Origin of the sequence: Rhodococcus sp. OK519, from assembly GCF_003051005.1 — a bacterium.
Classification (GTDB): domain Bacteria; phylum Actinomycetota; class Actinomycetes; order Mycobacteriales; family Mycobacteriaceae; genus Prescottella.
In genome coordinates this window covers 253,971-278,444 of the sequence record NZ_QAOW01000001.1, presented here as the reverse complement: position 1 = coordinate 278,444, position 24,474 = coordinate 253,971, and the positions used below count along the sequence as shown (strand labels likewise).

The following is a 24,474-nucleotide window of genomic DNA, read 5'->3' as shown; positions in this document are numbered from 1 at the left end:
CCCGCACAGGGTATGAAATTGGAACGGGCCGCTGTCGATGACAGCGGCCCGTTCCATTTCGTCCCCATGGAGTGTTTGTCTCCGTGAGTGTTGGCTCCGTGAGTCTTGTCTCCGTGAGTGTTGGCTCCGGTCGGATCAGGTGAGTCCGGCGTACGAGTGCAGGCCCGAGACCACCATGTTGATGATGAACAGGTTGAACAGCATCGCCACGAAGCCGGCGACGTTGATCCATGCAGCCTTGGTGTCGCGCCACCCCGACGTCGCACGGGCGTGCAGGTAAGCGGCGTAGATGACCCACGCGATGAACGACACCGTCTCCTTGGGATCCCAGCCCCAGAACCGGCCCCAGGCCGCCTCGGCCCAGATCGCGCCGAGAATGATGCCGGCGCCGAACAGCGGGAAAGCGACGATCGTCGACTTGTAGGCGAGCCGGTCGAGGGTCTCGGCGTCGGGCAGACGCTGCGCGATCTTGCCGAACGCGCCCGTGCCCTCGTCGCCCGCAGGGTGCTTCATGCGGTAGAGGAACAGCAGGCTGGCGACGCCCGAGACCAGGAAGATACCGCTGCTCACGCTGATGATCGTCACGTGGATCGGCAACCAGAACGAACGCAGTGCGGGCACCACGGGCGCCGCGTCGGCGTACAGCACGGTCGCCGCGAGGAACATCAGGACGAGGACCGGCACCATCATGAATGCCCAGAGGTCGGCGGTCTTGCGCAGTGCCACCAGACCGGCGAGGACAGCCGCAGCACACGCCATCGACACGAACTCGTACATGTTGCCGAGAGGGAATCGCTCGGTGGCGAATCCACGCAACACGATCGAGGCGACCTGGAGCACGGCGCCGACGACCAACAGGGCGTAGCCCATGCCGCCGAGCCTCTCGGACCAGGTCTTGCCGGGCTCTTCGGCCACCCTGCCCGGCACGCGTGCCGCGGCATCGGCAGCACCGCCACCCGCCGCGACGAGTTCGCGGTCCTGGACCGCGCGGGCACGCATCGAGGCGTACCGCGCGATCAGCAGCACCGTCGCGAGCGCGTAGATCGCGAAGGCCGATTCGAACGACCAGTCGCTGTAGCGAGCGAGTGTCTCGTTGATCGTCATAGTCATCTCCTGCGCGTGGTGCGCTCGTCGTCCAGCAGTCGGGTGCACAAGCGATCGAACTCGTCGCCCCAACCGGCCTGGTCGGTCCTGGCGAGTCCGCCGAGCTCTACTACGGTATGTCGTTCACCCTCGGCCAATGTAGCCGACATGGTGTCGGCATCCTTTCCAGGGAGTGCCCCGGGGCCGCTCGTGGGATATATCCGGACCCACACGCGGCGTCGCTTGATGACCAGCGAGACCAGCAGTCCGCCCATCATCACGATCGCCGACACCAGCACCCACTGCTGCGCCGGATCGTGCGAGACCTGCAGGTTCACGAAGTCGACAGCACCGTCGAACCGGACCTGGGTGCCGTCGGCGAGGGTCTTCGACTCGCCCGGGAACAGGTTCACCCGCTCCTGCTTGACCAGTCGGCCCTGGTTGATCAGTTCCTTGTTCAGCGAGAACAGGCTCTGCGGGTTGCCCGTGTCGAGTCCGGTGTCGCCCTTGTAGACATCGATCGCGACGGCCGGATCGTTCATCGCCGGGTAGCTCGACGACAGCAGATTCCCGTGGAACAGCGCCGTGGGTGCGAACAAACCTTCGATCGCGATCTGGTTCTTGCGGCGCTCGTCCTCGTCGGAGTACATGCCACCGGGCGGGTCGAAACGCATCGCGCCACTGGACAGGAAGGTCGTCGCATCGTCCGGCCGCCACTGCAGCGTCTCGGTGCGGGTCTCCCCGTTGGGGAAGGTCACCGTGAACGTCGGCGCGTAGCCGTGGCCCTGCAGGTAGACGCGGTCACCCGCGACTCGCAGCGGGTGGTTGACCTTGATCTGGGTGTCGCGCCAGACGTTGTCCGTCAGGTCGTCGCCCACCTGGTACGAGATGTTCGACGTGAACATCTCGGCCTGGCCGTTCTCGAGGTAGTCGGCCGTGAAGTCCTTGACCTTCACGCACAGCGGAGTGATGCCGGTGCCGTCGCCCTCGAGACCCCAGCGGAACGAATCGAACGCGGCCGGGGAGGTGGTGCAGAAGCTCTCGTCGCCCGAGGCGATGACGATCCGATTCCCCTCGTAGTAGAACAGCTTGCCGACGGCGATCGAGACGAGGAGCGCCACGAGCCCGAGGTGGAACACCAGGTTGCCGGCCTCGCGCAGGAAACCCTTCTCCGCGGACAGCGTGATCTCGCCGGGATGCTTGGCGCGCTCACCACCGGCCCGCTGGACGACACGCCATCCGCGAAGCTGCTTGCGGACTCGCGCGGCGACCGCGTCGGGATCCTCGTCGACGGTCTCGCTGCGGTGGTGCGGCAGTCGTGCGAGGTTGCGCGGAGCCGCGACGGGCTGCGTGCGCAGCGCCTTGGCGTACTCCACGCAGCGCGGCAGGATGCAGCCGACCAGCGAGATGAACAGCAGCATGTAGATCGCGGTGAACCAGAAGCTGCCGAAGACGTCGAACAGTTCCAGCTTGTCCATGATCGGGCCCAGGGTGGATCGGGCCGCAATGTATTCGTTGACCTTGCCCTCGTTGAGGCTGCGCTGCGGCAGCAGAGCACCCGGGATGGCGGCCAGTGCCAGCAGGAACAGCAGGACCAGCGCGGTCCGCATGGAGGTCAGGCCACGCCAGGCGTTGCGGACAAGTGCGGCTGCGCGGCCGGGCAGCGACTGCCGCGGCGGGCGCGGCGACTGAGTCTTGGGAGCGTCGGCGGGGGTACTGCCGTCGTTCACTGTGTCTCGAACCGTCATATCGGCAGCGTTACCTCCGAGATAAATGCGTCACGAACCCAGCCGACGAACTGGTCCCACGCTCCGGTGACCAGCGCGATGCCGACAGCCACCAACATGATTCCCCCGATGACCTGAATGGTCCGGGTGTTGCGTCGCAGCCAACCGACGCCGCGCAGCGCGCGCGCCGAACCGAGCGCGACGATCACGAACGGCAACCCGAGGCCCAGGCAGTACGCGACGATCAGCGCGACACCGCGCGCCGCGGTCGCCCCCTCGGTGCCGGACGCGACCGAGATGACGCCCGCAAGTGTCGGGCCCAGGCAGGGCGTCCAGCCGAGTGCGAACACACCGCCGAGCAGCGGGGCACCCGCCAGGCTCGAGATGCGGCGCGGGGCCATCCGCGTGTCCTTCTGCAGCGCCGGGACCAGGCCGATGAACACCAGGCCCATCACGATCGTCACGACGCCGCCCACACGCTGGAGCACGTCGCGGTTGAGTGCGAGCGCCTCGATCGCGCCGAACACCGACACCGTCGCCAGGACGAACACGACGGTGAAGCCGGCGACGAACAGTCCGGCGGCGCCCGCGACGCGCATTCGGCCGTCACGCAGCGTCTTGGTGCGCGTGGCCGCCTCGCTCGAGGTCACCGCGGGGGCGTCGGCGCCGACGACGCCCGCCAGGTACGACAGGTATCCCGGGACGAGCGGGACCACGCAGGGCGACGCGAACGACACGAGTCCGGCGAGCACGCACGCGCCGAGCGCGAGCAGCAGCGGACCGCTCGCGGTGACCGATTGGAAGCTCTCGCCGACGTTGGCGAGGACGACGGTATCGGCCGTCATCCCTGGTCCTGCGGTTCCTGCGCGACCCGTTCGACCACCGGCTGAAGATCCTCGACCAGCAACTCCTTGAGGAACACCGCGGCCACCCGGTGCTGACGGTCCAGCACGATCGTGGTCGGGATCACACTGGTCGGATAGTTCTTGCCCAGAGAGAGCAGGGTGCGCATCTCGGGGTCGTAGATGGACGGGTAGCCCACCTTGTTGTTGACGACGAAGTCCTGCGCCTTGTCCTTGGTGTAGTCCCGGACGTTGATGCCGAGGAACTGGACGCCCTGGCCCTTGGTGCTCTCGTAGACCTTCTCGAGGTCGTCGGCCTCACCGCGGCACGGACCGCACCACTGTCCCCACACGTTGAGCACCACGACCTGGCCCTCGTAGTCGGTGAGCGACGTGGTCTTGCCGTCGGTCATCAGGTCCGGGCCCGACACCTTGCCCACCTTGCCGCGCTCGGACGGGACGTCGTAGAACAGTTCGGTCTTGCCGCCGGGCGAGACGAATTCGAACGTGCCGCCCTGCACGACGGCGTCGTCACCGGTCGCGCAGCCTGCCACGGTCGCGGCGACGACCAGCGAGCACGCCGCTGCCGCCAGTCGCAGGGAGGGGAACTTCATGCGCCGGTCACCCTCGGGTCCGACGATCCGGCCGGCTCGGAGTAGACGATGTCGACGAGGGTGTCACCCTCGTAGACCAGCGACGTCAGCGACGCGAGGCCGCATTGACGGTTGCGCGGGTCGTGCCACAGGCGCTCGCCCTGCAGGAAGCGGCGCAGCGTCCACACCGGCAACTGGTGGCTCACACACACGGCCTCGTGGCCGACCGCGGCGACGCGCGCGGCATTGACGGCCGCAAGCATGCGGTGTGCGATCTGCAGGTACGGCTCGCCCCACGACGGAGTGAACGGGTCGCGCAGCTTCCACCAGTGTCGCGGCCGGCGCAGCGCGCCGTCACCGACGGCCACCTTGAGGCCCTCGAAGTCGTTGGCCGCCTCGATGAGGTTGGCGTCGGTCGCGATCTGCAGGCCGTGCTTCTCGGCGATCGGCGACGCGGTCTCCTGCGCACGCTGCAGCGGCGACGCGACGACGTGCGTGATGTCGTGGTCGGCGAGGGCCGACGCGACCGCGCGTGCCTGCGACTCACCGTTGCCCGACAACCGGAAGTTCGGGAGACGGCCGTAGAGGATGCCGCTCGGGTTGTGCACCTCGCCGTGCCGCAGCACGTGGACGATGGTCCGGGTATCGGAGTTGTCGGAGGTGTCGGCAGCGCTCGCGTTGTCGGCGTCGGTCACGGTGGTGTCCCTGCGTTTCGGTTGGTCGGCCCGATGGTCGAGTCGATCCGGTCTGGTCAGTTCTGGGCTGCAGCGGCGGCCTTCGCCGCGTGCGGTGCGGCGTCGGCGATCTTCGAGAAGGCGTCGTCGTCGAGTGCGGACGACACGAACCACGCCTCGAACGCGCTCGGCGGCGCGTAGATGCCACGGGAGAGCAGGGCGTGGAAGAAGTTCGGGAACCGCCACGTGTCGGCGGCCTTGGCCTCGGCGTAGTTGGTGACCGGGTTCTCGGTGAAGAAGACGCTGACGAGCGTGCCCGCGTACTGGACGCGGTGCGCGACGCCCTCCGCGGTCAGCGCGTCGCCCAGCAGGGTGCCGAGGGTCTGCGCGTTGCGCTCGAGCGCGGCGTAGACGGCGTCGTCGGCGGCGCGCAGGTTCGCCAGGCCCGCCGCGACCGCGACGGGGTTACCGGACAGCGTGCCGGCCTGATAGACGGGACCGGCGGGGGCCAGCTTGGCCATGACGTCGGCGCGACCACCGAACGCGGCGGCCGGCAGGCCACCGCTCATGACCTTGCCGAACGTGTACAGGTCGCCGGCGACGCCGTCGCGACCGAACCAACCGGAGCGGCTGACGCGGAACCCGGTCATGACCTCGTCCATGATCAGCAGTGCGCCGTGCTCGGTGGTGAGGGCACGCAGGCCCTCGTTGAAGCCGGGCAGCGGCGCGACAGCGCCCATGTTGCCGGCGGCCGCCTCGGTGATGACGCACGCGATCTCGCCGGGGTTCGCGGCGAACGCTGCCCGCACCGCCTCGAGGTCGTTGTAGGGAACGACGATGGTGTCCTCGGCCTGTGCGCCGGTCACTCCGGGCGAGGTGGGCAGGCCGAACGTGGCCAGTCCCGAACCAGCATCGGCGAGGAGGGCGTCGACGTGACCGTGGTAGCAGCCGGAGAACTTGACGATCTTGGAGCGGCCGGTGAAGCCGCGAGCCAGCCGCACCGCGCTCATGGTCGCCTCGGTGCCGGAGTTGACCAGACGGACCTGCTCGACGGGCGCGACGCGGGAGACGATCTCCTCCGCGAGCGCGATCTCGCCCTCGGTGGGCGCACCGAACGACAGACCGGTGGTCGCGGCCTTCTGCACGGCCTCGACGACCGCGGGATGCGCGTGACCGAGGATCATCGGACCCCACGAACACACCAGGTCGACGTAGTCGTTGCCGTCGACGTCGGTGAGCGTGTAACCGGACGCCCTCTCGATGAACCGGGGGGCGCCGCCCACGGAACCGAACGCGCGGACCGGCGAGTTGACGCCTCCCGGGATGACCTTGGACGCCCTCTCGAAGAGCTGGGTAGAACGGGCGTCGCGAAGATCGGGTCCCAGGCCGGACCCGCTGGAGGCAGCAGTCACGACTTCCAGTGTCCCAGTTCTGTCGAATTTGCCAACGACAGGGTGTAGGAGGTGGCCGGAATCACATCGAGTCGGCGTGTCCGTTCGCGCTGGTCGGGTGGTCCACAGTTCCCCAGCAGGACTCACCGGACCGCATTACCTTCGGGTCATGGCGACCACGGCGGACCATCTGCGGACGACACTCGACGGCCGATGGGCGGAGGTGCGCGAGAAGGCCCGGATCGATCTGTCCTCGGACGAGTTCCGGCCCCACTTCACGCCCGACCTCGAGCAGGCGCGGGCGAAGACCCTCGAGCAGATGCGAGTGCTGGCTGCCGGCGGTTTCGTCGACCGCGGTTTCGGCGTCGACATCGGGAGCGGCTCCGACCCCGGCGCGGCGGTGACCGCGATCGAGATGCTGGCGATGTCGGACCTGTCGCTGATGGTCAAGGCCGGCGTGCAGTGGGGACTGTTCGGCGGCGCGATCGAAAACCTCGGCACCGAGCACCACCACGCCGAATACCTGCGCCCGATGATCGACCTGGAACTGCTCGGCTGCTTCGCGATGACCGAGACCGGTCACGGGAGCGACGTGCAGAGCCTCGAGACCACAGCGACGTACGACGCGGCCACCGACGAGTTCGTCGTCCACTCCCCCACCGCGTCGTCCCGCAAGGACTACATCGGCGGAGCCGCGGAGCACGCCCGGACGGCGGCGGTGTTCGCACAGTTGATCGTCGGCGACGAGTCACACGGTGTGCACTGCCTGCTGGTTCCGATCCGGGACGCCGACGGAGCCGACCTCCCGGGGGTGACGACGTCGGACTGCGGCTACAAGGGCGGTCTGCCGGGCGTCGACAACGGCCGCATCGTGTTCGACCACGTGCGGGTGCCGCGAACGAATCTGTTGAACAGGTACGGGTCGGTGGATGCCGACGGCGTGTACTCCTCGCCGATCGAGAACAAGAACCGCCGGTTCTTCACGATGCTCGGCACGCTGGTGCGCGGACGGGTCACGGTGGGCGGTTCGGCGGCCGCCGCGGCCCGCGTCGCGCTGACGATCGCGACCCGGTATGCCCTGCAGCGCAGGCAGTTCAGCGCACCCAGCGGCAGCGAGTCGACACCGGATCCCGAGGTGCCGATCATGGACTACCTGGTTCACCAGCAGCGCCTGCTGCCGCACGTCGCCCGCGCCTACGCGCTCGGTTTCGCGCAGAACGAACTGGTCGCGAAGATGCACGACATCCAGACTGCCGACGAGGTCGATTCGACGGAACAGCGTGAACTCGAGTCGCGGGCAGCGGGTTTGAAGGCCGCCAACACCTGGCATGCGACGCGCGCGATCCAGGAGTGCCGGGAGGCCTGCGGCGGCGCCGGTTACCTCGCCGAGAACCGTCTGACGTCCCTCAAGGCCGACAGCGACGTGTTCACCACGTTCGAGGGCGACAACACGGTGCTGACCCAGTTGGTCGCGAAGGAGCTGCTCACCCAGTACTCCGACGAGGTCCGCGGGATGAGCCCTGTCGAATGGATGGCGTTCGCCGCCAATGCCTTCGGTGACGCCGTCCGTAAGCGCACCGCGGCGCAGCAGATCATCCAGACGATCCTCGACACCCGCCAGGACAACGAGGAGGACGGCAGCCTCTTCAACCGCGGAACCCAGCTGACGATGATCGAGGACCGCGAGGAGTACCTGCTCGCGACCGCCGCGCGGCGCCTCCAGGGCGCCCGCAAGCGGGAGGACGACCCCTTCGACGCCTTCAACTTCGTGCAGGACCACGTGCTGCATGCCGCGCGCGCCCACATCGACCGGGTGGTGCTCGAGGCGTTCATTGCCGGCATCGACGAATGCGTGGACGAGACTGCGCGCAATCTGCTGAACGAACTCTGCGACCTGTACGCGCTCACCGTGATCGACGACGACAAGGCGTGGTTCATGGAGCACCGGCACCTGTCGGTCGAACGAGCCAAGGCCGTGCGCCGCGGCATCAACGAACGCTGCCGCACGCTGCGACCGCACGTGGCGACGCTCGTCGACGGCCTCGGCGTGCCGGACGCCCTCGCCGGTGCGGCGATGCTCGGTACCGACGATCAGTAGACCCCTGGCAGGGCTCCCACCACCGCGGTCGCGTCGAGCTCGTCCGACCGGATCACGCGCGCGAGAAGACCTGCACGCGTGAAGATGTCGACAGTGGTGGACGCCTGGTGCGCACCGGCCTCGATGAGCAGATGTCCGCCGGGGCTGAGCCATCGGTGCGCGTGCGCCGCGACGGCACGGTGGAAGTCCAGGCCGTCGGGTCCACCGTCGAGTGCCGCGCGTGGTTCGTGGTCGCGGGCCTCCGGAGGCATCAGCGCGATGGCGTGGCTCGGAACGTAGGGGACATTCGCAACCAGGACGTCGACACACCCGCGCAACTCGTCCGGTAGGGCGTCGAACAGGTCGCCCTCGTGCACGTGGCCGCCGACCGGCTCTACGTTGCGCCGGGCGCAGCGGACGGCGACCGGGTCGACGTCCGCGGCGTGGAGTTCGATGCCCGGCCGCGCAGAGGACACGACGGTTCCGATCGCGCCGGATCCGCAGCACAGGTCGACGACGATGTCCCCCGGGCGGGTCATCGCAACGGCCTCTTGCACAAGCAGTTCGGTCCGACGACGAGGGACGAATACGCCCGGCTCGACGTCGATTCGCTTGCCGCAGAACTCGGCCCAGCCGAGCACGTGCTCGATCGGCATCCCCGCCGTCCGCCTCCGGAGCAGGTCGGACAGCGCGGCGGGGGTGGGTGCCGCAGACATCAGCAGGCGCGCCTCGTCCTCGGCGAAGACGCACCCGGCGGCGCGCAGAGTGTCGGCGACCGTCCGAGCGGTGAGTGGTGCCCGGATGTTCTCGGATATGTGCACGTCGAGCCTCTCGGAATCCGGAGGGACAGGCGACAACTACCCGCCGGCCGCGAGCGCGAACACCGGGTGGTCGGCGGGATTCGGCAGCTTCTCCCAGTACCCCTGCACCGTCTTGCCCGCCTTCGCCCGGTATGCCGCGATGATCGGCTCCCGGTTGCCGACAGGGACCTCGGTGGCGGTGTAGTGCGTGGTGTGACCGCGTCGGCTCACGTCCACCTCGGGGCTGGCGCGGAGGTTGCGCACCCACTCCGAATCGCCCCGAGTGGAGACCAGATACCGCACGCCTTCGACATCGACGGGGACGACGGGAACCGACCGGGGCTCGTGACTGCGGCGACCGGTGACAGTGATCTTCTCGGTGCCGCCGATACCGGTCGCGAGGGCGATACGGTTGAACACCTCGCGGACCAGCAGCGGCGGTTTCAGGTATGCCATCACCGAAGTATGAGCGCCTCCGCGCCACATGTCACCGGCCGATGGTCTACCGCCGAGTCGAATGCCCCCGGCGCCGATCCGAATGCCCCCGGCACCGATCCGCGGCCCGTACGGTCGAATACGTGGCCTGGTTGATGATCGTCGCCCTCTGTGTCGTGGCAGCGGTGGCGTGCGCGGTCCTGCCGAGACGAGCACGAATGGACACCTCGCCCGGGTTCCCGTGGTTCTGGGTCGCCTTCCCGCTCACCTGCTTCGCACTGGCAGCCTCGGTGGGCGTGATCGTCGCCGGGAACCAGTTCATCGCCGGCGCCGGCAGCTTCTGGTGGGACCTCGGTGGCACGCAGTCCGGGCAGTTCCTGTCCAACGAGCAGTACCACCGAATCACGACAGTGCACCGACTGCGGCGGGTACTTCCGGCGTTGTCGGCGGCGGGCATTGCACTGTCCGTCTGGTCGTGGCGCCGAGGCCGCGCATAGCGGACAGCGCGAGCGCCCTGGCCGAGTTGGCAGACGTCAGTCCACGAACGCCAGCACTCGGCACGGCCCACCCGACCCGCCGCGATGCTTGGGCGCGCCGACCACCACCGTCGCCCCCACGGGCGGCAGGGCGGACAGGTTCGCCAACGATTCGATGCCGTACTTCCCCGCCCCCAGCGCCGCAACATGCGCGCCGTATGTACGACTGCGGGCCGCGTCGATGCTCAGCGTGTCCACGCCGATCGCCACGATGTCGCGTTCCTCGACCAGGAAGGTCACGGCGTCGGGGTCGAATCCCGGGGAGTGCGGGGTACCCGTCACGTCCAGCCCCACGTACTTCCCCGGGTTCGCAACGTGCGCATCCCAGCCCGAGTTCATCGCGACCACCGACCTCGCCGGCAGTCGGCCGTACTCGCGTTCCCACGCCTCGAGGTCGGCAACGGTGAGCACCGCGTCCGCATCGACGCGGGCCCTGTCGGAAATGTCCACGACCGCGATCGGCGCGACGAAGTCTTCGATCGGCAGTTCCTCGACCGTGCGCCCGTCGGGGATCTTGTGTGCGGGCGCGTCGATATGGGTCCCGACGTGCTCGCAGTACGACAGCCTGTTGACGAGGAATTCGCCGCGCGCCGGACCCGCGGATCCGCCCAGCGACCCGGTGATCGACCCGAACGGGCTCGGGTCGATCACGACGACCGGCTCCATCGCGAAGGCTTCGCTGCCCGGCCACACCGGGAAGTCCGGTGTGAGCGTGTGGGTGAGGTCGACCAGCGACCTCGCTCGGATCGAGATCGTCGGGGCGGCCGGGGCGGCCGAAACCGCACGGGGAGCGACCATCCCACCGAGCACCGCGAGACCCGCGGCACCGAGAAGCCCCCGTCGACTGACCGCGGGCGCGGCCTCGCCGATCGTCCGATGAACATGCGCCATCACGGCGGGTGAACACACGGCAGCGGCCCTCAGTTCGCGGACGGCGCGACGCGGAGGACCTTGTCGCCGGAGCCGTTGTCGGTGGTGATCAGCAGGCTGCCGTCGGGCATCCGGGTGGCCGAACGCAGGCGCCCCTGATCGGTGAGCGCGGACTGCGTCTCGGTGACGGTCGATCCGTCTTCGGACAGCTTCAGGAACAACAGCTTCTCGCCCTGCTGACTGGTGACCGCCAGCGCACCGTCCCACTCACCCCATGCGGCACCGGACACGAACGTCCCGCCGGGAGTCGCGATGGTGGGGGCGCCCGAACTCCACACGGCCGCTACTGCACCCGGGACACGAGCTGGATCGGTCATCGGCACACTCTCGTCGTAGACGAACGGCGCACGGTCCGGGCGGTACCCGTAGTTGTTGCCGGCGGCGAGCAGATTCACCTCGTCGTCCCGGCTGGTGCCCTGCTCGATGTCGTAGATCCGGCCGGTGCCGGGCTGCAGCGCCAGGCCCTGCACGTTGCGGTGACCGAGGGTGAAGACGGGACTGTTCGGATCCGGGTTGCCGGCCGCCGGCGAACCGTCACTGTTGACGTGCAACACCTTGCCGCCCAACGAGTTCCGGTCCTGCGGCGCTGTGGGGCTCGCCGAGTCACCGGTTCCGACATAGAGCGTGCCGTCCGGGTGCGCGAGGATGCGGCAACCACCGTGGCGCCCGTTGGGGCCGACCGGCAACCCGGTCACGACATCACCCGTACGCGTCAGTGTCGTCCACCCCGGATCGACCGTCCACGACACGACCCGAACGTCGGCGCTGTCGGCACCGGCGCTGCCGAGCGAACCGGCGCCCTGGGAACCGGATCCGCCGTCGCCTCGGTGTCCCTGGCACGTGTAGACCGTGCGACTGGTCGCGAAGTCGGAGGCGAGCGCGATCCCCATGAGGCCGGTCTCGCCCTGCGCGTACAGATCCGACAGGTCCGCGGTCACCTCGCCGACAGTGTCGTCGGCGCGCTTGACCACGAAGCGGCCGGCGCGCTCGCCGGTCAGGATTGCGCCGTCGGGCGCGACCACGACGTCCCACGGCTTGGCGAGACCGTCCATCACCGTGGTGACCTGTAGTTCAGGAAGGGCTGCGGGCGGTTCCGCGCACGCCGTCGGCGCCAACGCGATTCCGATGACCGCCGCCGTTGCGACAACCCCTGCCCCTCGAACCGATGCACGCATGATCGGACCCTCCCCTGCCGACTGGTGATGTGCCGCTCACCCTACGCGGGCCCACCGACGAACTGTGATGGAGCCGTCAGATGACCGGAGCGCCCGTCAGGAGCAGGCCGCAACGGCCATGTCCAGGATCCGCGATGCCTGCTCGTCGGACGGAACCGTCGTGCCGTTGGCAGCCAGACCCTTGATCGCCTCCTTCAATTCGTCGTCGCTCGCACCCTTTTCACGCAGCGCGCACGTGTCCTCGGTGATCGCCTCGATCGAGTCGTCGTCCCGGTCGGTCGCCAAATCCGAGTACGAGGCGCGGAAGGTCGCAACGAACGCCGCCTGCTTGGCGCTGTCCACGGCGTCACCGGCCCGAGCCGCCACACTGGACGCCGCGCTCGATGCCGAGGACGCCATCTCGGAAGCCTTGTCGCCGAGATCGTCTGCGGCCGATGAAGCTGTGGTCGTCGCCGAGGCAGTGACCGACGCATCGGTCGAGTCGTTGTCGTCGTTGCTGCACGCCGTGGCGAAACCGATTGTGGCAGCGGCAATCATGATTCCGGAGGCGATCCTGTTCCTGTTCATGACTACAAGTCTGGCACCGCTCGGGAAGTTCCGCCGGGCAACGGAACGCGACTCGCACGTACACTGTAATGCATTGCGTACCAGACTCTTCTACGCCAGAAAGTCGATCAACGGGACGGAAGCAGGAATACCGAGGCCGCCACGACGAGGGCGGTGAGCGCGACAACTGTGACGGCTTCGAGTGCGGAGCGCCCCAGCATCACCGTCACGGCTCCTGGCACCATCGACGCGGCCACACCCAGCATCCACCCGGGCAAGTACGCCGGGTCCTCGTGCCCCGCCGATCCCTCGCCCCACGACACCTCACCATCACCAGCGACCCGCGTTCTTGCCGAGTTCATCGGCGGCAACCTCCCGAACGGACGACGACGGTCCCCGCCGAGAGCGACGGCGCGGACCCTGCATGTCGCTACTACCCACGATCGCCGAGATCCATACCTGTGGTGCCGGCAGGGTCATCCTCGGTCAGCGGAAGCGCCGCAGCCGCAGACTGTTTCCGACGACGAACAGCGACGACAACGCCATGGCAGCACCCGCGATCATCGGGTTGAGCAGACCCGTCGCCGCCAGCGGGATGGCCGCGACGTTGTAGGCGAACGCCCAGAACAGGTTGCCCTTGATGGTGGCGAGGGTGCGCCGGGACAGCCGGATCGCATCGGGCACCGAGCGCAGGTCGCCGCGCACGAGGGTGAGATCGCTCGCCTCGATCGCCGCGTCGGTTCCCGTACCCATCGCGATGCCGACGTCGGCGGTCGCGAGAGCTGCCGCATCGTTGACGCCGTCGCCCACCATCGCGACGGCGCCCTGCTCACGCAGTCGCGCGATCGTCGCGGCCTTCTCGTCGGGCAGCACCTCCGCGATGACGCGGTCGATCCCGACGTCGCGCGCGACCGCCGTCGCGACGGCCTCGGCGTCGCCGGTGAGCAGCACCGGGATCATGCCGAGGTCCCGGATCTCGCGGATCGCCGCGGCACTGGTGGGTTTGACGGCGTCCGCGACGACCAGCGCACCCCGCACCCGGCCGTCCCACGAGACGATCACCGACGTCCGGCCTTCCGGGACCGAACCCTCCAGCTCCGCCGGTAGCGCACCCTGCACGCGTCCGACACGAACCTCGTGACCGTCCACGACGCCCTCGACTCCGATGCCCGGGCGGTTCACGAACCCGGTCACCGGCAGCGGATCCGGCACGGCGCGCACGATCGCCCGCGCCACCGGGTGTTCCGACCCGGATTCGACGGCCGCGGCCAGCGCCAGCACCCGGTCGCCGTCCTCCCCCGGCACCGCGACGACGTCCTCGAACTCCATCCGGCCGGTGGTGACGGTTCCGGTCTTGTCGAGGACGACGGTCTCGATGCGGCGGGTCTGCTCGAGCACTTCCGGCCCCTTGATGAGGATGCCCAGTTGCGCGCCGCGACCGGTCCCGACCAGCAGCGCCGTGGGCGTCGCCAGTCCCAGTGCGCACGGACACGCGACGATGAGGACCGCGACCGCCGCGGTGAACGCCTCGGTCACCTCGCGTCCCAGCAGCAACCACGCTGCGAGCGTGAGGGCGGCGATCACCAGCACCACCGGCACGAACACGGCCGAGACGCGGTCCGCCAGGCGCTGGGCGTGCGCCTTGCCGCTCTGCGCCTCGGTCACCAGTTTCGCGATGTGCGCCAGTCGAGTATCGGCGCCGACGCGTTCGGCCCGCACCGTGAGCAGCCCGTCGGTGTCGATGGTGCCGCCGACGACTGTGTCGTCTTCCCTCACCTCGACGGGCACGGACTCGCCCGTGAGCATCGACGTGTCGACGGCGGCGCGGCCTCGGACGACCCTGCCGTCGGTCGCGATCTTCTCGCCCGGGCGCACCACGAACTCGTCGCCGACCCGCAGCGCCGACACCGAGATCCGCTGTTCGGTGCCGTCCCTCAGTACCGAGACGTCCTTGGCTCCCACCTCGAGCAGCGCCCGCAGCGCGGCGCCGGATCGGCGTTTGGCTCGTGCCTCGGCATACCGGCCGGCGAGCAGGAAGGTGGTGACGCCGGCCGCGACCTCGAGGTAGATCTGCCCGGACGGATCGTGTGCGCCGGGCCGGAAGGTGAACTCGTGCGTCATGCCGATGTGCCCGGCGGTGCCGAACACCAGTGCCCACGTCGACCATCCGTACGCGGCGAGGGTGCCGAGCGAGACGAGGGTGTCCATCGTCGCCATGCCGTGCCGGGCGGTGACGGCGGCGGCGCGGTGGAACGGGTACCCGCACCAGAAGACGACGATCGTGGTGAGCGCGAAGGCGGCCCACTGCCAGTAGTCGAACTGCAGCCGCGGAATCATCGACACCGCGACGACCGGCGCCGAGGCGACGACCGCCACCACGAGCCGGATGCCGAGCAGATCGCGCGTCTCGTCCGGTTCGGAAGGTTCCTCTGCTTCGACGACCGTGGCCGAGTATCCGGTCTTCTCGACGACGTCGATGAGGTCCTGCACGGGCAAGCCGGCGGGGTACTCGACGTGGGCCTGCTCGGTGGCGTAGTTGACGGTTGCGCTGACACCGTCGATTTTGCCGAGTTTGCGCTCGATCCGGGCCGCGCACGACGCGCACGTCATCCCGCCGACGTCGAGTTCGACGGTGCGCGCCGCAGTGGTGGTCACTAGCCGACCAGTTCGTAGCCCGCCTCGGAGACGGCGGCCGCGACGGCGATGGTGTCGAGCGGCGATTCGCTGCTCACGACGACGCGGCCCGACTCGACGTCGACATCCACCCCGGTGACTCCGGACAGGTCGCTGATCTCCTCCGTGACGGCGGCAGCGCAGTGCTGACAGGTCATGCCCTTGACGAGGTAGGTGTGCTCCATCGGGGGCCTCCTTTCGTTCAGGATCGCACCGGAGTCAGGATCGCACCAGGCGCGCGATCGCATCGGACGCTTCCTTGACCTTGGCGTCGGCCTCCGGGCCACCCTTCTTCGCTGCCTCGACGACGCACCCCGCGAGGTGCGCCTCGAGCAGTTTGAGTGACACCGACTGCAGGGCCGACGTGGCCGCGGACACCTGGGTGAGGACGTCGATGCAGTAGCGGTCGTCCGCGATCATCCGCGAAATCCCCTGCACCTGGCCCTCGATGCGCCGCAGGCGCTTGAGCAGGTCCTCCTGCTGCGGGCTGTATCCGTTCATGTCACCCATGATACCCCCTATGGGTACTCGCGCGGCGGCGTCGACGGCCGGCATCGAGCGCCAGCAGACCCGCTGCCAGCACCGCAGCGAAGGCCACCCCGATCCACGTGCCCGAGTAGTCGACCGACGTGAACGGCGGGGCGCCCGGCACGACGGGTTCGAACTCGCTGCGCGATACCCCGCGCGTCCAGCACCACGCTGCAACGGCGAGCATCGCGACGGCGCCGACCGCCTCCCCCGCCGTCACCAGCATCGCCCGGTTCACGAGGCCGCGCGCTTCTCGTCGGCCAGCGCGGCAATCAACGCGGCACGCAGGCCCTCGTCGTCGCGCGCCCACGCCTGGGCGAGGCTGCCGTCCCACAGGCTCAGACCGATGGCCGTCCGGCGGCGCGGCACCCCGGACAGTTCGCCGAGGGTGCGGGCGCTCTCCCACGGTTGCGGGTCGTCGGCGTACGGATCGGACACCGGCAGGACTTCGTCGATCTCGTCGAGGGAAATCTCTTCGGCACCCTGCCGCAGCGACGAGTCGGTGAGTAGCACGCTCACGTGCCGGCGGGCCGCAGCCACCTGCACTGACACGATGCCGGCCAGGATCGCCGCGAACAGCGTCAGCGCGAACCAGTGCACCACCGGGCCCGTCACCAACTCGATCACGAGCGCGATCACACAGAAGACCGGTCCGTACGCAACCGCCCGCCAGCGCGCACCCTCCTCGTGGAACAACGGCGTCTGCTCGGCGACGTCATCGGACTCAGGGACCTCGCTCGACTCAGGCACTCTGCTCGAACCACTCACGCGCGCCCTCCCGATACACCAGAACACTCGCCACCGACAGCAGGATCGGAACCACCAGCAGCACCGGCGCGAGAACCCCGATCGCCACCATCGCAACGGCAGCCAGCGCGAACACCCCGCACAGCACCACGACGACGGCCCGCAGGCGCCGATCCCCGGCGCGCACCGGTGCCGCGAGGAATCCGATCGCGACACCGAACACGACCGATCCGATGCCGATCCCGCGGAGTAACCACATGAACGCGTCGGCGTCGGAGCCGAGACGGCCGCGGATCGCATCGACGGACACCGTCGCGGCCAGCAGCCCGAGGAGCACCATGACGGCCGCGCACAGCACCCAGATCCAGTACGCAACCGAGACCGGTCGCGGAGAACGTTCGCTCACGTGCCCATCCTGCGGCACCGCGGCGCCGAGGACACGTCCGAGCTCGCGGGTGACCTCACGCAGCGAGGATGCCCGGAAGGATCAGGAGCAGCAACGTGGCGATACCGAACAGTGCGACCACACCGATCCACACCAGTTCCCGTCGTCCACCGGTCCCATGTTCGACGCGCATTCCAACCCCCTGAGCTGTACCGACACGCTATTCATGTGATTCGTTTCACACTACAGCGCGCGGTCGGCGAGACCGAATCGGATCAACCGGTCAGCGCCCGGGAGGCGTGGGCGGCAGGTTGAGGAAGTACTCGTTCGATTCCTTGCGGTGCATCAGCACGATCGCGCCGATCGCGGCGACCGCCTGCAGGATTCCGGCGCCACCCATCAGCAGCGCGGCCGAACCGCTCCCCTGCCCGGCACCGAACAGCGTCGGCAGCGCGGAGAAGATCGTGAACACGCCGACCATCGTGAGCAGGATGCGCGCCCAGTTCTTGCCCTTGCGCATCTTGAAGGCGAACAGAATCGTCAGCCCGCCGAGCACCAGGGTCAGGATCACGCCCGTGGCGACGAGGCCGATTGTCAGGAGTTGGTCCACCTCGGCGCGCGTGGGCAGCGGATCGATCTGCTGCTTGGTGAACTCGTCCATCAACTGGTCGACGAACGAGGCGCGGTCGCTGTGGACGAACAGCAGAGCGGCGACGAGATACACGACGCCGAGCGCCGCGACCAGGAACCACAACTGGAAGGCGGTCACGACGTCGGCCGGGACCGGCCGCTTCTCCTGCTGGACCGGCGGCATCGTCGGATACTGGCCAGGCTGCTGACCTGGGTACTGGGGAGGCCCGCCAGGGTACTGCGGGGTGCCCGGCCACTGGTCGTGCGGACCCGGTTGTTGCGGCGGCGGCCACTGTCCGGTCATGCCAGCCACCCCGCGGCCTCGGCGGCCCAGTAGGTCAGCACGATGTCGGCGCCCGCGCGGCGGATGCTCAGCAGGGACTCGAGAACTGCGGCGTCGCGGTCGATCCAGCCGTTCTGCGCGGCCGCGGTGATCATCGCGTACTCACCGGAGATCTGATAGGCGGCCACCGGGACCGTCGAACGGTCGGCGACCTCGCGCAGCACGTCCAGGTACGACATCGCCGGCTTGACCATCACGAGGTCGGCGCCCTCGGCGAGATCGAGGTCCACCTCGAGCAGCGACTCGCGGCGGTTCGCCGGATCCTGCTGGTAGGTGCGGCGGTCGCCCTCGAGCGACGAGCCGACGGCCTCGCGGAACGGGCCGTAGAACGCAGACGCGTACTTCGCCGAGTAGGCCAACTGCCCGACATCGGTGTGACCGGCGGCGTCGAGACCCGTGCGGATCGCGGACACCTGGCCGTCCATCATGCCGCTCGGTCCGAGCAGGTGGGCACCGGCGTCGGCCTGCGCCACCGCCATGTCGACGTACCGCGCGAGTGTCGCGTCGTTGTCGACGCGGCCGTCGGCGGTGAGCACCCCGCAGTGTCCGTGCGAGGTGAACTCGTCGAGGCACGTGTCGGCCATCAAGACCGTCGCGTCACCCAGTTCGGACTTCAGCGCCGCGAGGCCCCGGTTGAGGATCCCGTCCGGATCGGTGGCACCGGAGCCGTCCGGGTCCTTGTCCTCTTCCCGCGGGACTCCGAACAGCATGAGTCCGCCCACGCCGGCCGCGACCGCATCTGTCGCCGCCTCCCGGAGCGAGTCCAGCGTGTGCTGGACGACGCCCGGCATCGACGAGATCGGCCGCGGCTCGTCGATGCCGTCGGCGACGAACATCGGGAGCACGAGATGCCGTGGCTCGAGCGACGTCTCGGCGACGAGGCGACGCAGCGCGGGTGTACCGCGCAGACGACGGGGACGGTGAACAGGAAACACGGCTCTCCCGAGGTGGATCAGCGGCGGGCGCGGGACTTCTTGCGCGGAGGCGGCAGCGCACCCTCGGCGCGCAGCCGGGCCGCGTGCTCGGCGAGCGCCTCGACCAGCGGACCCATCTGGGCAGTCTCCGGCTGGACGTCGACGCGCAGACCGAACTCGATCGCGGTCTCCGCCGTCTTGGGTCCGATGCACGCGACGATCGTGCGGGCGTGCGGCTTGCCGGCGATGCCGACGAGGTTCCGCACGGTCGACGACGACGTGAAGCACACGGCGTCGAAGCCACCCGTCTTGATCATCTCGCGGGTCTCGGCCGGCGGCGGCGCGGCCCGCACGGTGCGGTATGCGGTGACATCGTCGATCTCCCAGCCGCGTTCGCGCAGGCCCTCCGCGAGGGTCTCGGTCGCGATGTCGGCGCGGGGCAGCAGGACGCGGTTGACCGGGTCGAACACCTCGTCGTACGGCGGGAAGTCGGCGAGCAGGCCCTCGCTGGACTGCTCCCCCGACGGCACCAGTTCGGGCGTGATGCCGAACGAGCGCACCTTCTCGGCGGTGGCCTCACCGACGCACGCGATCTTGACGCCGGAGAAAGCGCGGGCATCCAGACCGAACGCCTCGAACTTCTCCCACACCGCTCGCACCGCGTTGGTGGAGGTGAACACGACCCACTGGTAGCGGCCGTCGACCAGGCCCTTGACCGAACGCTCCATCTGCGCCGGGCTGCGGGGCGGCTCGACCGCAATGGTCGGCACCTCGATCGGGATGGCACCGTGAGTGACGAGGCGCTCGCTCATATCGGCGGCCTGCTCCTTGGTGCGCGGCACCAGGACGGTCCAGCCGTACAGGGCACGCGACTCCCACCACGACATCTTGTTGCGCTGTGCGACGACCTTGCCGACCGTGACGATCAGCGGGCCCACCAGTTCGGAACCGGCGTCGTTGAGCGTCGCGAGGGTGGCCTCGACGGTGCGCTGCTGACGCGTGGTGCCGCGGACGGTGATCGCGGCCGGGGTCTGCGGTGCGAGGCCGTGCTCGACCAGCGCGCTCGCGGTCTCCGCGAGGTGCGCGGACGTCGCGTGCAGCACGAGCGGTCCGGGGGCTGCGGCCAGCGCGGCCCAGTCCACCTCACCGCGCACGTCGGCCTCGGTGTGGCCCGAGCCCAGCGCCATGCCGGCGTAGCTCGGAACCGCCGAACCGGACGGCAGACCCGGCAGCACCTCGAACACCACCTGGGTGCGGGCGACGGCGGAGACCTCGGCGATCACCGAGTCGGTGGTCAGCGGGTCTCCCGAGACGAGACGGACCACGTCGTGGCCGTTCTTGGCCTCCGCGACCAGGGTCTTGGCGACCTCGGCGGGCTCACCCAGGGCGGGACGGACCTCGGCGACGGGCAGGTCGGTCTCCGGGTCGCGGCCGAGCGCGGTACCGACGAGAGCGGTCACGCCCTTGTCGACATCGGGGTCGGTGTACGCCAGCGCGGCAGACGTGAGTACGTCGTGGGCGCGGACGGTGAGCAGCGCCGGATCACCGGGTCCCGATCCCACAAAGAGGATCCGTCCGGGGCTGTTCTTACGGACTCGGCTCATCGGTAGTTCTCCAGTGCGGTCTCATGTCGATCGGTATTAGTAAGCGTGAAATCGGGCCTCGGAAGGGCAAGCAGGTCAAGCATCGGCATCACCGTCCTCGGCAATCGTCATCAGATCGCGTGCACCCAGGTCGAGGAGTTCCCGTGCAACCGCACGCCCCAACTCGTCTGCACGCTCGGGCGACCCCACAGCGGACGCCCGAATCACATCAGAACCGTCGATCGCGGCGGCACAGCCGCGCACCGACAGTTCCTCGAAAACCTTGCCGTCGTCGTCGAGCGATTCGACGACCTCGGCGATCGCCCCCACCGGCGCCGTGCAGCCCGCCTCGAGCTCGGCGAGCAGGGCCCGCTCGGCGACGACCGCGGCGCGCGCGGCCTCGTCGTCGAGTTCGGCGAGAACCGCGATCAGCTCGGGGTTGTCGGAGCGGCACTCGATGGCGAGAGCACCCTGCGACGGGGCGGGCAGCATCTGCACCGGATCGAGTGTCTCGGTGATCTCGGCGGCGCGGCCGATGCGGGACAGACCGGCGCGGGCGATGACGATCGCGTCGAGTTCGCCCGAGGCGACCTTGCCGAGCCGTGTGTCGATGTTGCCGCGCAGCGGTTCGATCTCGAGACCCAGACCCAACGCCCGAAGCTGTGCACGACGACGGGGAGCCGACGTGCCGATCTTCGATCCGGGCGGCAGTTCGCCGAGCACCAGGCCGTCGCGGGCGACGAGCGCGTCGCGCGGGTCCTCGCGACCGGGGACCGCGGCGATCGTCAGATCGTCGGGCTGCGCGGTGGGCAGATCCTTGTAGGAATGGACCGCGACATCGACCTCGCCGGCGGCGAGCGCCTCACGCAGTTCGGCGACGAACACGCCGACGCCGATGCGCTGCACCGGTCCCGGGGTCACATCGCCCTTGGTCTTGATGACCACCAGTTCGGCGGGGTGTCCCGCGGCGATCAGTGCGTCGCGCACGGTGCCGGCCTGCGTGGTCGCGAGCAGACTGCCTCGCGTGCCGATCCGCAGGGTGCGGGTGTCCGGACCGACGTTCAGGTCGGCGGCCGGCGACGCGGCCGCTTCGGTGCTCATGCCTGCGCATCCTTTCCTGTGATGTCGGGTCCGGCGGTGAATTCGCCGAGATCGATCGGCGCGGCGACAGCCTCGGCCGATCCGGGACGCAGTTCGAAGAGTTCCCGCAGCGCTGCGGCGTACGTGTCGCCGCCCGGGGTCGACGCGAGTTGCTTGACCCGGACGGTCGGCGCGTGCAGCAGTTTGTCGACGACGCGGCGGACGGTGCGCGCCACCTCGTCGCGCTGCGGATCGTCCAGACCGGGCAGGCGGGAGTCGAGGCGCAGCAGTTCGGCCTCGACTACCTCGGCGGCGCGCTGACGCAGCGCAGTGACGGTCGGGGTGACCTCCGCGAGACGCTGCGAGGCGAGGTACTGGGAGAGCTCGGAGGCGACGATCTCGCGGGCGGCGTCGGCGTCGGACGCGGCGGCACCGGCGGCCGGATCACGCTGCAGCGCAGCCATGTCGAGCACGACCACCTCGGGCAGCCCGGCGACGGCGGGTTCGACGTCGCGCGGCAGACCGAGGTCGCAGATGACGAGCGGGCGGCCCGGTTCGCGGTCCGGTCGGGCGAGCGCCCGGTGCGTGTCCGCGAGGGTGACGACGGAGCCGACCGCGCCGGTACAGGTGACCAGGACGTCGGACTGGGCCATCGCGTCGGACAGGTCGTCGAAGCTCATCGCGACCGCGTCGACCCCGTTGCCCGCCGCGGTGGCCGCCAGGTGCTCGGCGCGCTCGCGGGTCCGGTTGACGACGAGGATGCGTCCGATACCGGCGCGCGTGAGGTGCGCGACCGACAGGCTGCCCATCGCGCCGGCACCGAGGACGACCGCGGTACGGCCGACCAGTCCACCGTCACCGAGGACCCCTGCAGCGCGGTCGAGGGCGACGGACACCACGGATGCGCCTGCGGCGTCGATGCCGGTCTCGGAGTGGACCCGCTTACCCACCCGCAGTGCCTGCTGCGCCAACTCGTGCAGCGCGCGGCCCGCGGCCTGCTGCGCGTCGGACGCGGCGTAGGCGGCACGGATCTGACCGAGGATCTGCTGCTCGCCGATGACCATCGAGTCGAGGCCGCTGGCGACCGCGAAGAGGTGTTCGGCGGCAGCCTCGCTGTACCGGACGTATGCGTGCTTGTGCAGTTCGGTGATGTCGAGGCCGGAGTGTGTGGTGAGCAGGTCGCCGATCTCGGTGAGTGCACCGTGGAACGCGTCGACGACCGCGTAGATCTCGATGCGGTTGCACGTCGAGACGATCATCGCCTCGGAGATGTGCGCCGAGGCGAGCATCTTGTCCGTCAGCTTCGGGCGGTCCGTATCGGTGACCGCGATCCGCTCGAGGACGGAGACGGGAGCACTTCGGTGCGAGATCCCGACGAGAAGCACACTCACGGCCTGATCACCGATCCGTTTCTGGTCGAAGCGCCGACCGCCACTGGTGCGGCGGTGGCCTGCTGGGGAGACTGTTCCTCGTTGCGAGCCAGGTTGAAGGAGAGCACCTGCATCTCCATGGCGAGATCCACCCGGCGCATCTCGACGTGGTCGGGAATCTCCAGCGTGAGCGGAGAGAAGCTGAGAATGCAACGCAGTCCGGCACCCACGAGCTGATCGCACACGTCCTGCGCGGCGGTGTCCGGGGTGGCGATGACGCCGATCGTGGCGTCGAGTTCGCGGCAGGCGTCGGCCAGTTCGGCGACGTCCCGGACCGTCAGGCCGCCGATGTCGGCGCCGACGAGTGCGGGGTCACGATCGAACAGGCCCACCATCGAGAAGCCGCGGCGGTCGAAGCCGCCGTATCCAGCGAGAGCGCGCCCGAGGTTGCCGACACCCACGAGCACCACACGGTGGCCACGGTCGAGGCCCAGCGCGGACTCGATCCGCGCCCGCAGCCGGGTGACGTCGTAGCCGACGCCGCGAACACCGTTGGGGCCCAGAAACGACAGGTCCTTGCGCAGTTTGGCCGATCCGACGCCGGACGCCGCGGCGAGTTCCTCGCTCGAGACGATGATGGCGCCCTCGTCGGCGAGCAATCCGAGGACCCGCAGGTATGTCGCGAGGCGCGTCACCGTAGCCTGGGGAATGTCCCGGTGCTGCGGCGCGGAGGGAGCAGCCCCGGCGACGCCGCGGGTCACTGACCCCTGCGTCTGGTGCTGTTCACTCACGTCGATGGCTCCTCGTCCGGTCGGCCGTGTACCCCGGCCTTCCGCGAAGGTCCGGGGCGTTTGTTCACACCACGGTAACCGCTTGTGAAGCCATGCACAAAGTTGCCCGACCGCCCTCAGACGTGCTCTCACCTGCAGAGCGATCGAATCCGACGGTCCGGGGTGACCCTTCCCACTCGCCGATCCGAGTGGTGCCGCGGGCCCGGGATCAGCCTGCCGAGAGGTCCGCGCGCAACCGGTCCTCGTCGACCTCCCAGTAGCTGTGCTCCTTGTCGTCGAGGAGGACGACCGGCAACCGGTCGCCGTACTCGGCACGCAGATCGGGGTTCTCGGCGGCGGCCTCGTCGACGTCCACGCAGGTCAGTTCGAGTTCGAACTCGCGGCAGATCCCCTCGAGCGTCTCGCGCGCCGGGCGGCACGCACCGCAGCCGTCGCGGGTGAGCAGAGTGATCCGGTGTCGCGACTGATCCATGCGCTCCAGTCTTCCTCGAGCCGCCGGGCGGCGTTCGCGAGCGCCCCGCCACGGCAGTTCCGAACCGTTCCGTTTCGAGACGAACATCACACGCCGCAGACGGCGGGACGATCCAGCAGGATCGGTGCCATCACGCGAGCTAGGGTGAG

At 69.2% G+C, this 24,474-nt stretch carries 27 protein-coding genes; 2 read left to right on the top strand and 25 right to left on the bottom strand.

Annotated elements, in window-relative coordinates; all coding sequences use genetic code 11:
• Positions 1–135: 135 nt before the first annotated feature.
• From ccsB to hemL, 6 genes are read right to left on the bottom strand one after another with little or no spacing between them, the layout of a single operon-like run.
• Positions 136–1,104, bottom strand: coding sequence for a c-type cytochrome biogenesis protein CcsB (ccsB, locus tag C8K36_RS01405; protein WP_107982673.1), 969 nt, complete (start codon positions 1,102–1,104; stop codon positions 136–138).
• A gap of 2 nt (positions 1,105–1,106) precedes the next feature.
• Complete coding sequence (resB, locus tag C8K36_RS01400; RefSeq protein WP_107983680.1) at positions 1,107–2,813, bottom strand: cytochrome c biogenesis protein ResB; 1,707 nt, start codon at positions 2,811–2,813, stop codon at positions 1,107–1,109.
• A 14-nt stretch (positions 2,814–2,827) separates the two neighbouring features.
• Positions 2,828–3,655, bottom strand: a complete 828-nt coding sequence (locus C8K36_RS01395; RefSeq protein ID WP_107982672.1) for a cytochrome c biogenesis CcdA family protein — start codon at positions 3,653–3,655, stop codon at positions 2,828–2,830.
• Positions 3,652–4,266: a TlpA disulfide reductase family protein gene (locus C8K36_RS01390; RefSeq protein WP_107982671.1), complete on the bottom strand. Its 615-nt coding sequence runs from the start codon at positions 4,264–4,266 to the stop codon at positions 3,652–3,654. The genes C8K36_RS01395 and C8K36_RS01390 overlap by 4 nt, the downstream gene beginning before the upstream one ends.
• Positions 4,263–4,940 (bottom strand): histidine phosphatase family protein, encoded by a 678-nt coding sequence (locus tag C8K36_RS01385; RefSeq protein ID WP_107982670.1) that lies wholly within the window; start codon positions 4,938–4,940, stop codon positions 4,263–4,265. The genes C8K36_RS01390 and C8K36_RS01385 overlap by 4 nt, the downstream gene beginning before the upstream one ends.
• A 56-nt stretch (positions 4,941–4,996) precedes the next feature.
• Positions 4,997–6,331, bottom strand: a complete 1,335-nt coding sequence (gene hemL / locus C8K36_RS01380) for a glutamate-1-semialdehyde 2,1-aminomutase (protein ID WP_107982669.1) — start codon at positions 6,329–6,331, stop codon at positions 4,997–4,999.
• A gap of 148 nt (positions 6,332–6,479) precedes the next feature.
• Between hemL and C8K36_RS01375 the strand changes: the two genes are divergently transcribed.
• On the top strand, positions 6,480–8,408 hold the full coding sequence (locus tag C8K36_RS01375; RefSeq protein ID WP_107982668.1) for an acyl-CoA dehydrogenase: 1,929 nt from the start codon (positions 6,480–6,482) through the stop codon (positions 8,406–8,408).
• Here the strand turns inward: C8K36_RS01375 and C8K36_RS01370 are convergent.
• Both C8K36_RS01370 and C8K36_RS01365 read right to left on the bottom strand, forming a co-directional pair.
• The gene (locus tag C8K36_RS01370) at positions 8,402–9,208 is read right to left on the bottom strand and encodes a putative protein N(5)-glutamine methyltransferase (protein ID WP_107982667.1); all 807 of its coding nucleotides are present in this window, start codon (positions 9,206–9,208) and stop codon (positions 8,402–8,404) included. The genes C8K36_RS01375 and C8K36_RS01370 overlap by 7 nt on opposite strands.
• Positions 9,209–9,244: 36 nt before the next feature.
• Positions 9,245–9,643 (bottom strand): nitroreductase family deazaflavin-dependent oxidoreductase, encoded by a 399-nt coding sequence (locus C8K36_RS01365; protein WP_107982666.1) that lies wholly within the window; start codon positions 9,641–9,643, stop codon positions 9,245–9,247.
• Between the two features lie 122 nt (positions 9,644–9,765).
• Here C8K36_RS01365 and C8K36_RS01360 point away from each other — a divergent pair, with 122 nt between their 5' ends.
• Positions 9,766–10,119, top strand: coding sequence for an amino acid permease (locus C8K36_RS01360; RefSeq protein ID WP_107982665.1), 354 nt, complete (start codon positions 9,766–9,768; stop codon positions 10,117–10,119).
• A 36-nt stretch (positions 10,120–10,155) separates the two neighbouring features.
• Here the strand turns inward: C8K36_RS01360 and C8K36_RS01355 are convergent, their stop codons facing one another.
• The 17 genes from C8K36_RS01355 to C8K36_RS01275 form a co-directional block, all read right to left on the bottom strand.
• Positions 10,156–11,067 (bottom strand): cyclase family protein, encoded by a 912-nt coding sequence (locus tag C8K36_RS01355; protein ID WP_107982664.1) that lies wholly within the window; start codon positions 11,065–11,067, stop codon positions 10,156–10,158.
• Between the two features lie 11 nt (positions 11,068–11,078).
• The gene (locus tag C8K36_RS01350) at positions 11,079–12,263 is read right to left on the bottom strand and encodes a PQQ-dependent sugar dehydrogenase (protein ID WP_107982663.1); all 1,185 of its coding nucleotides are present in this window, start codon (positions 12,261–12,263) and stop codon (positions 11,079–11,081) included.
• 96 nt (positions 12,264–12,359) lie between these two features.
• Positions 12,360–12,830: a hypothetical protein gene (locus tag C8K36_RS01345; protein WP_107982662.1), complete on the bottom strand. Its 471-nt coding sequence runs from the start codon at positions 12,828–12,830 to the stop codon at positions 12,360–12,362.
• Positions 12,831–12,937: 107 nt separating this feature from the next.
• Positions 12,938–13,171 carry a hypothetical protein gene (locus C8K36_RS01340; RefSeq protein ID WP_107982661.1) on the bottom strand — a complete coding sequence of 78 codons (234 nt, stop codon included), beginning with the start codon at positions 13,169–13,171 and terminating at the stop codon, positions 12,938–12,940.
• A gap of 124 nt (positions 13,172–13,295) precedes the next feature.
• Entirely contained in the window at positions 13,296–15,464 is a 2,169-nt protein-coding gene (locus C8K36_RS01335) for a heavy metal translocating P-type ATPase (RefSeq protein WP_107982660.1), read from the bottom strand.
• Positions 15,464–15,667, bottom strand: coding sequence for a heavy-metal-associated domain-containing protein (locus C8K36_RS01330; RefSeq protein WP_107982659.1), 204 nt, complete (start codon positions 15,665–15,667; stop codon positions 15,464–15,466). The genes C8K36_RS01335 and C8K36_RS01330 overlap by 1 nt, the downstream gene beginning before the upstream one ends.
• Before the next feature lie 34 nt (positions 15,668–15,701).
• On the bottom strand, positions 15,702–15,983 hold the full coding sequence (locus tag C8K36_RS01325; RefSeq protein WP_013416995.1) for a metal-sensitive transcriptional regulator: 282 nt from the start codon (positions 15,981–15,983) through the stop codon (positions 15,702–15,704).
• Position 15,984: 1 nt separating this feature from the next.
• The gene (locus tag C8K36_RS01320; RefSeq protein ID WP_107982658.1) at positions 15,985–16,248 is read right to left on the bottom strand and encodes a hypothetical protein; all 264 of its coding nucleotides are present in this window, start codon (positions 16,246–16,248) and stop codon (positions 15,985–15,987) included.
• Positions 16,245–16,760: a hypothetical protein gene (locus C8K36_RS01315; protein ID WP_107982657.1), complete on the bottom strand. Its 516-nt coding sequence runs from the start codon at positions 16,758–16,760 to the stop codon at positions 16,245–16,247. Before C8K36_RS01315 ends, C8K36_RS01320 begins: the two co-directional genes overlap by 4 nt.
• Positions 16,753–17,163 carry a hypothetical protein gene (locus C8K36_RS01310; protein ID WP_107983679.1) on the bottom strand — a complete coding sequence of 137 codons (411 nt, stop codon included), beginning with the start codon at positions 17,161–17,163 and terminating at the stop codon, positions 16,753–16,755. Before C8K36_RS01310 ends, C8K36_RS01315 begins: the two co-directional genes overlap by 8 nt.
• A gap of 262 nt (positions 17,164–17,425) precedes the next feature.
• Positions 17,426–18,076: a hypothetical protein gene (locus C8K36_RS01305; RefSeq protein ID WP_107982656.1), complete on the bottom strand. Its 651-nt coding sequence runs from the start codon at positions 18,074–18,076 to the stop codon at positions 17,426–17,428.
• Complete coding sequence (hemB, locus tag C8K36_RS01300) at positions 18,073–19,050, bottom strand: porphobilinogen synthase (RefSeq protein ID WP_107982655.1); 978 nt, start codon at positions 19,048–19,050, stop codon at positions 18,073–18,075. The genes C8K36_RS01305 and hemB overlap by 4 nt, the downstream gene beginning before the upstream one ends.
• 17 nt (positions 19,051–19,067) lie before the next feature.
• The gene (locus tag C8K36_RS01295) at positions 19,068–20,633 is read right to left on the bottom strand and encodes a uroporphyrinogen-III synthase (protein WP_107982654.1); all 1,566 of its coding nucleotides are present in this window, start codon (positions 20,631–20,633) and stop codon (positions 19,068–19,070) included.
• A 75-nt stretch (positions 20,634–20,708) separates the two neighbouring features.
• Positions 20,709–21,713 (bottom strand): hydroxymethylbilane synthase, encoded by a 1,005-nt coding sequence (gene hemC, locus C8K36_RS01290; RefSeq protein ID WP_107982653.1) that lies wholly within the window; start codon positions 21,711–21,713, stop codon positions 20,709–20,711.
• The gene (locus C8K36_RS01285; RefSeq protein ID WP_107982652.1) at positions 21,710–23,083 is read right to left on the bottom strand and encodes a glutamyl-tRNA reductase; all 1,374 of its coding nucleotides are present in this window, start codon (positions 23,081–23,083) and stop codon (positions 21,710–21,712) included. Before C8K36_RS01285 ends, hemC begins: the two co-directional genes overlap by 4 nt.
• On the bottom strand, positions 23,080–23,853 hold the full coding sequence (locus C8K36_RS01280; protein WP_107982651.1) for a redox-sensing transcriptional repressor Rex: 774 nt from the start codon (positions 23,851–23,853) through the stop codon (positions 23,080–23,082). Before C8K36_RS01280 ends, C8K36_RS01285 begins: the two co-directional genes overlap by 4 nt.
• A 208-nt stretch (positions 23,854–24,061) precedes the next feature.
• Complete coding sequence (locus C8K36_RS01275; RefSeq protein ID WP_107983678.1) at positions 24,062–24,325, bottom strand: glutaredoxin family protein; 264 nt, start codon at positions 24,323–24,325, stop codon at positions 24,062–24,064.
• Positions 24,326–24,474 lie beyond the last annotated feature (149 nt).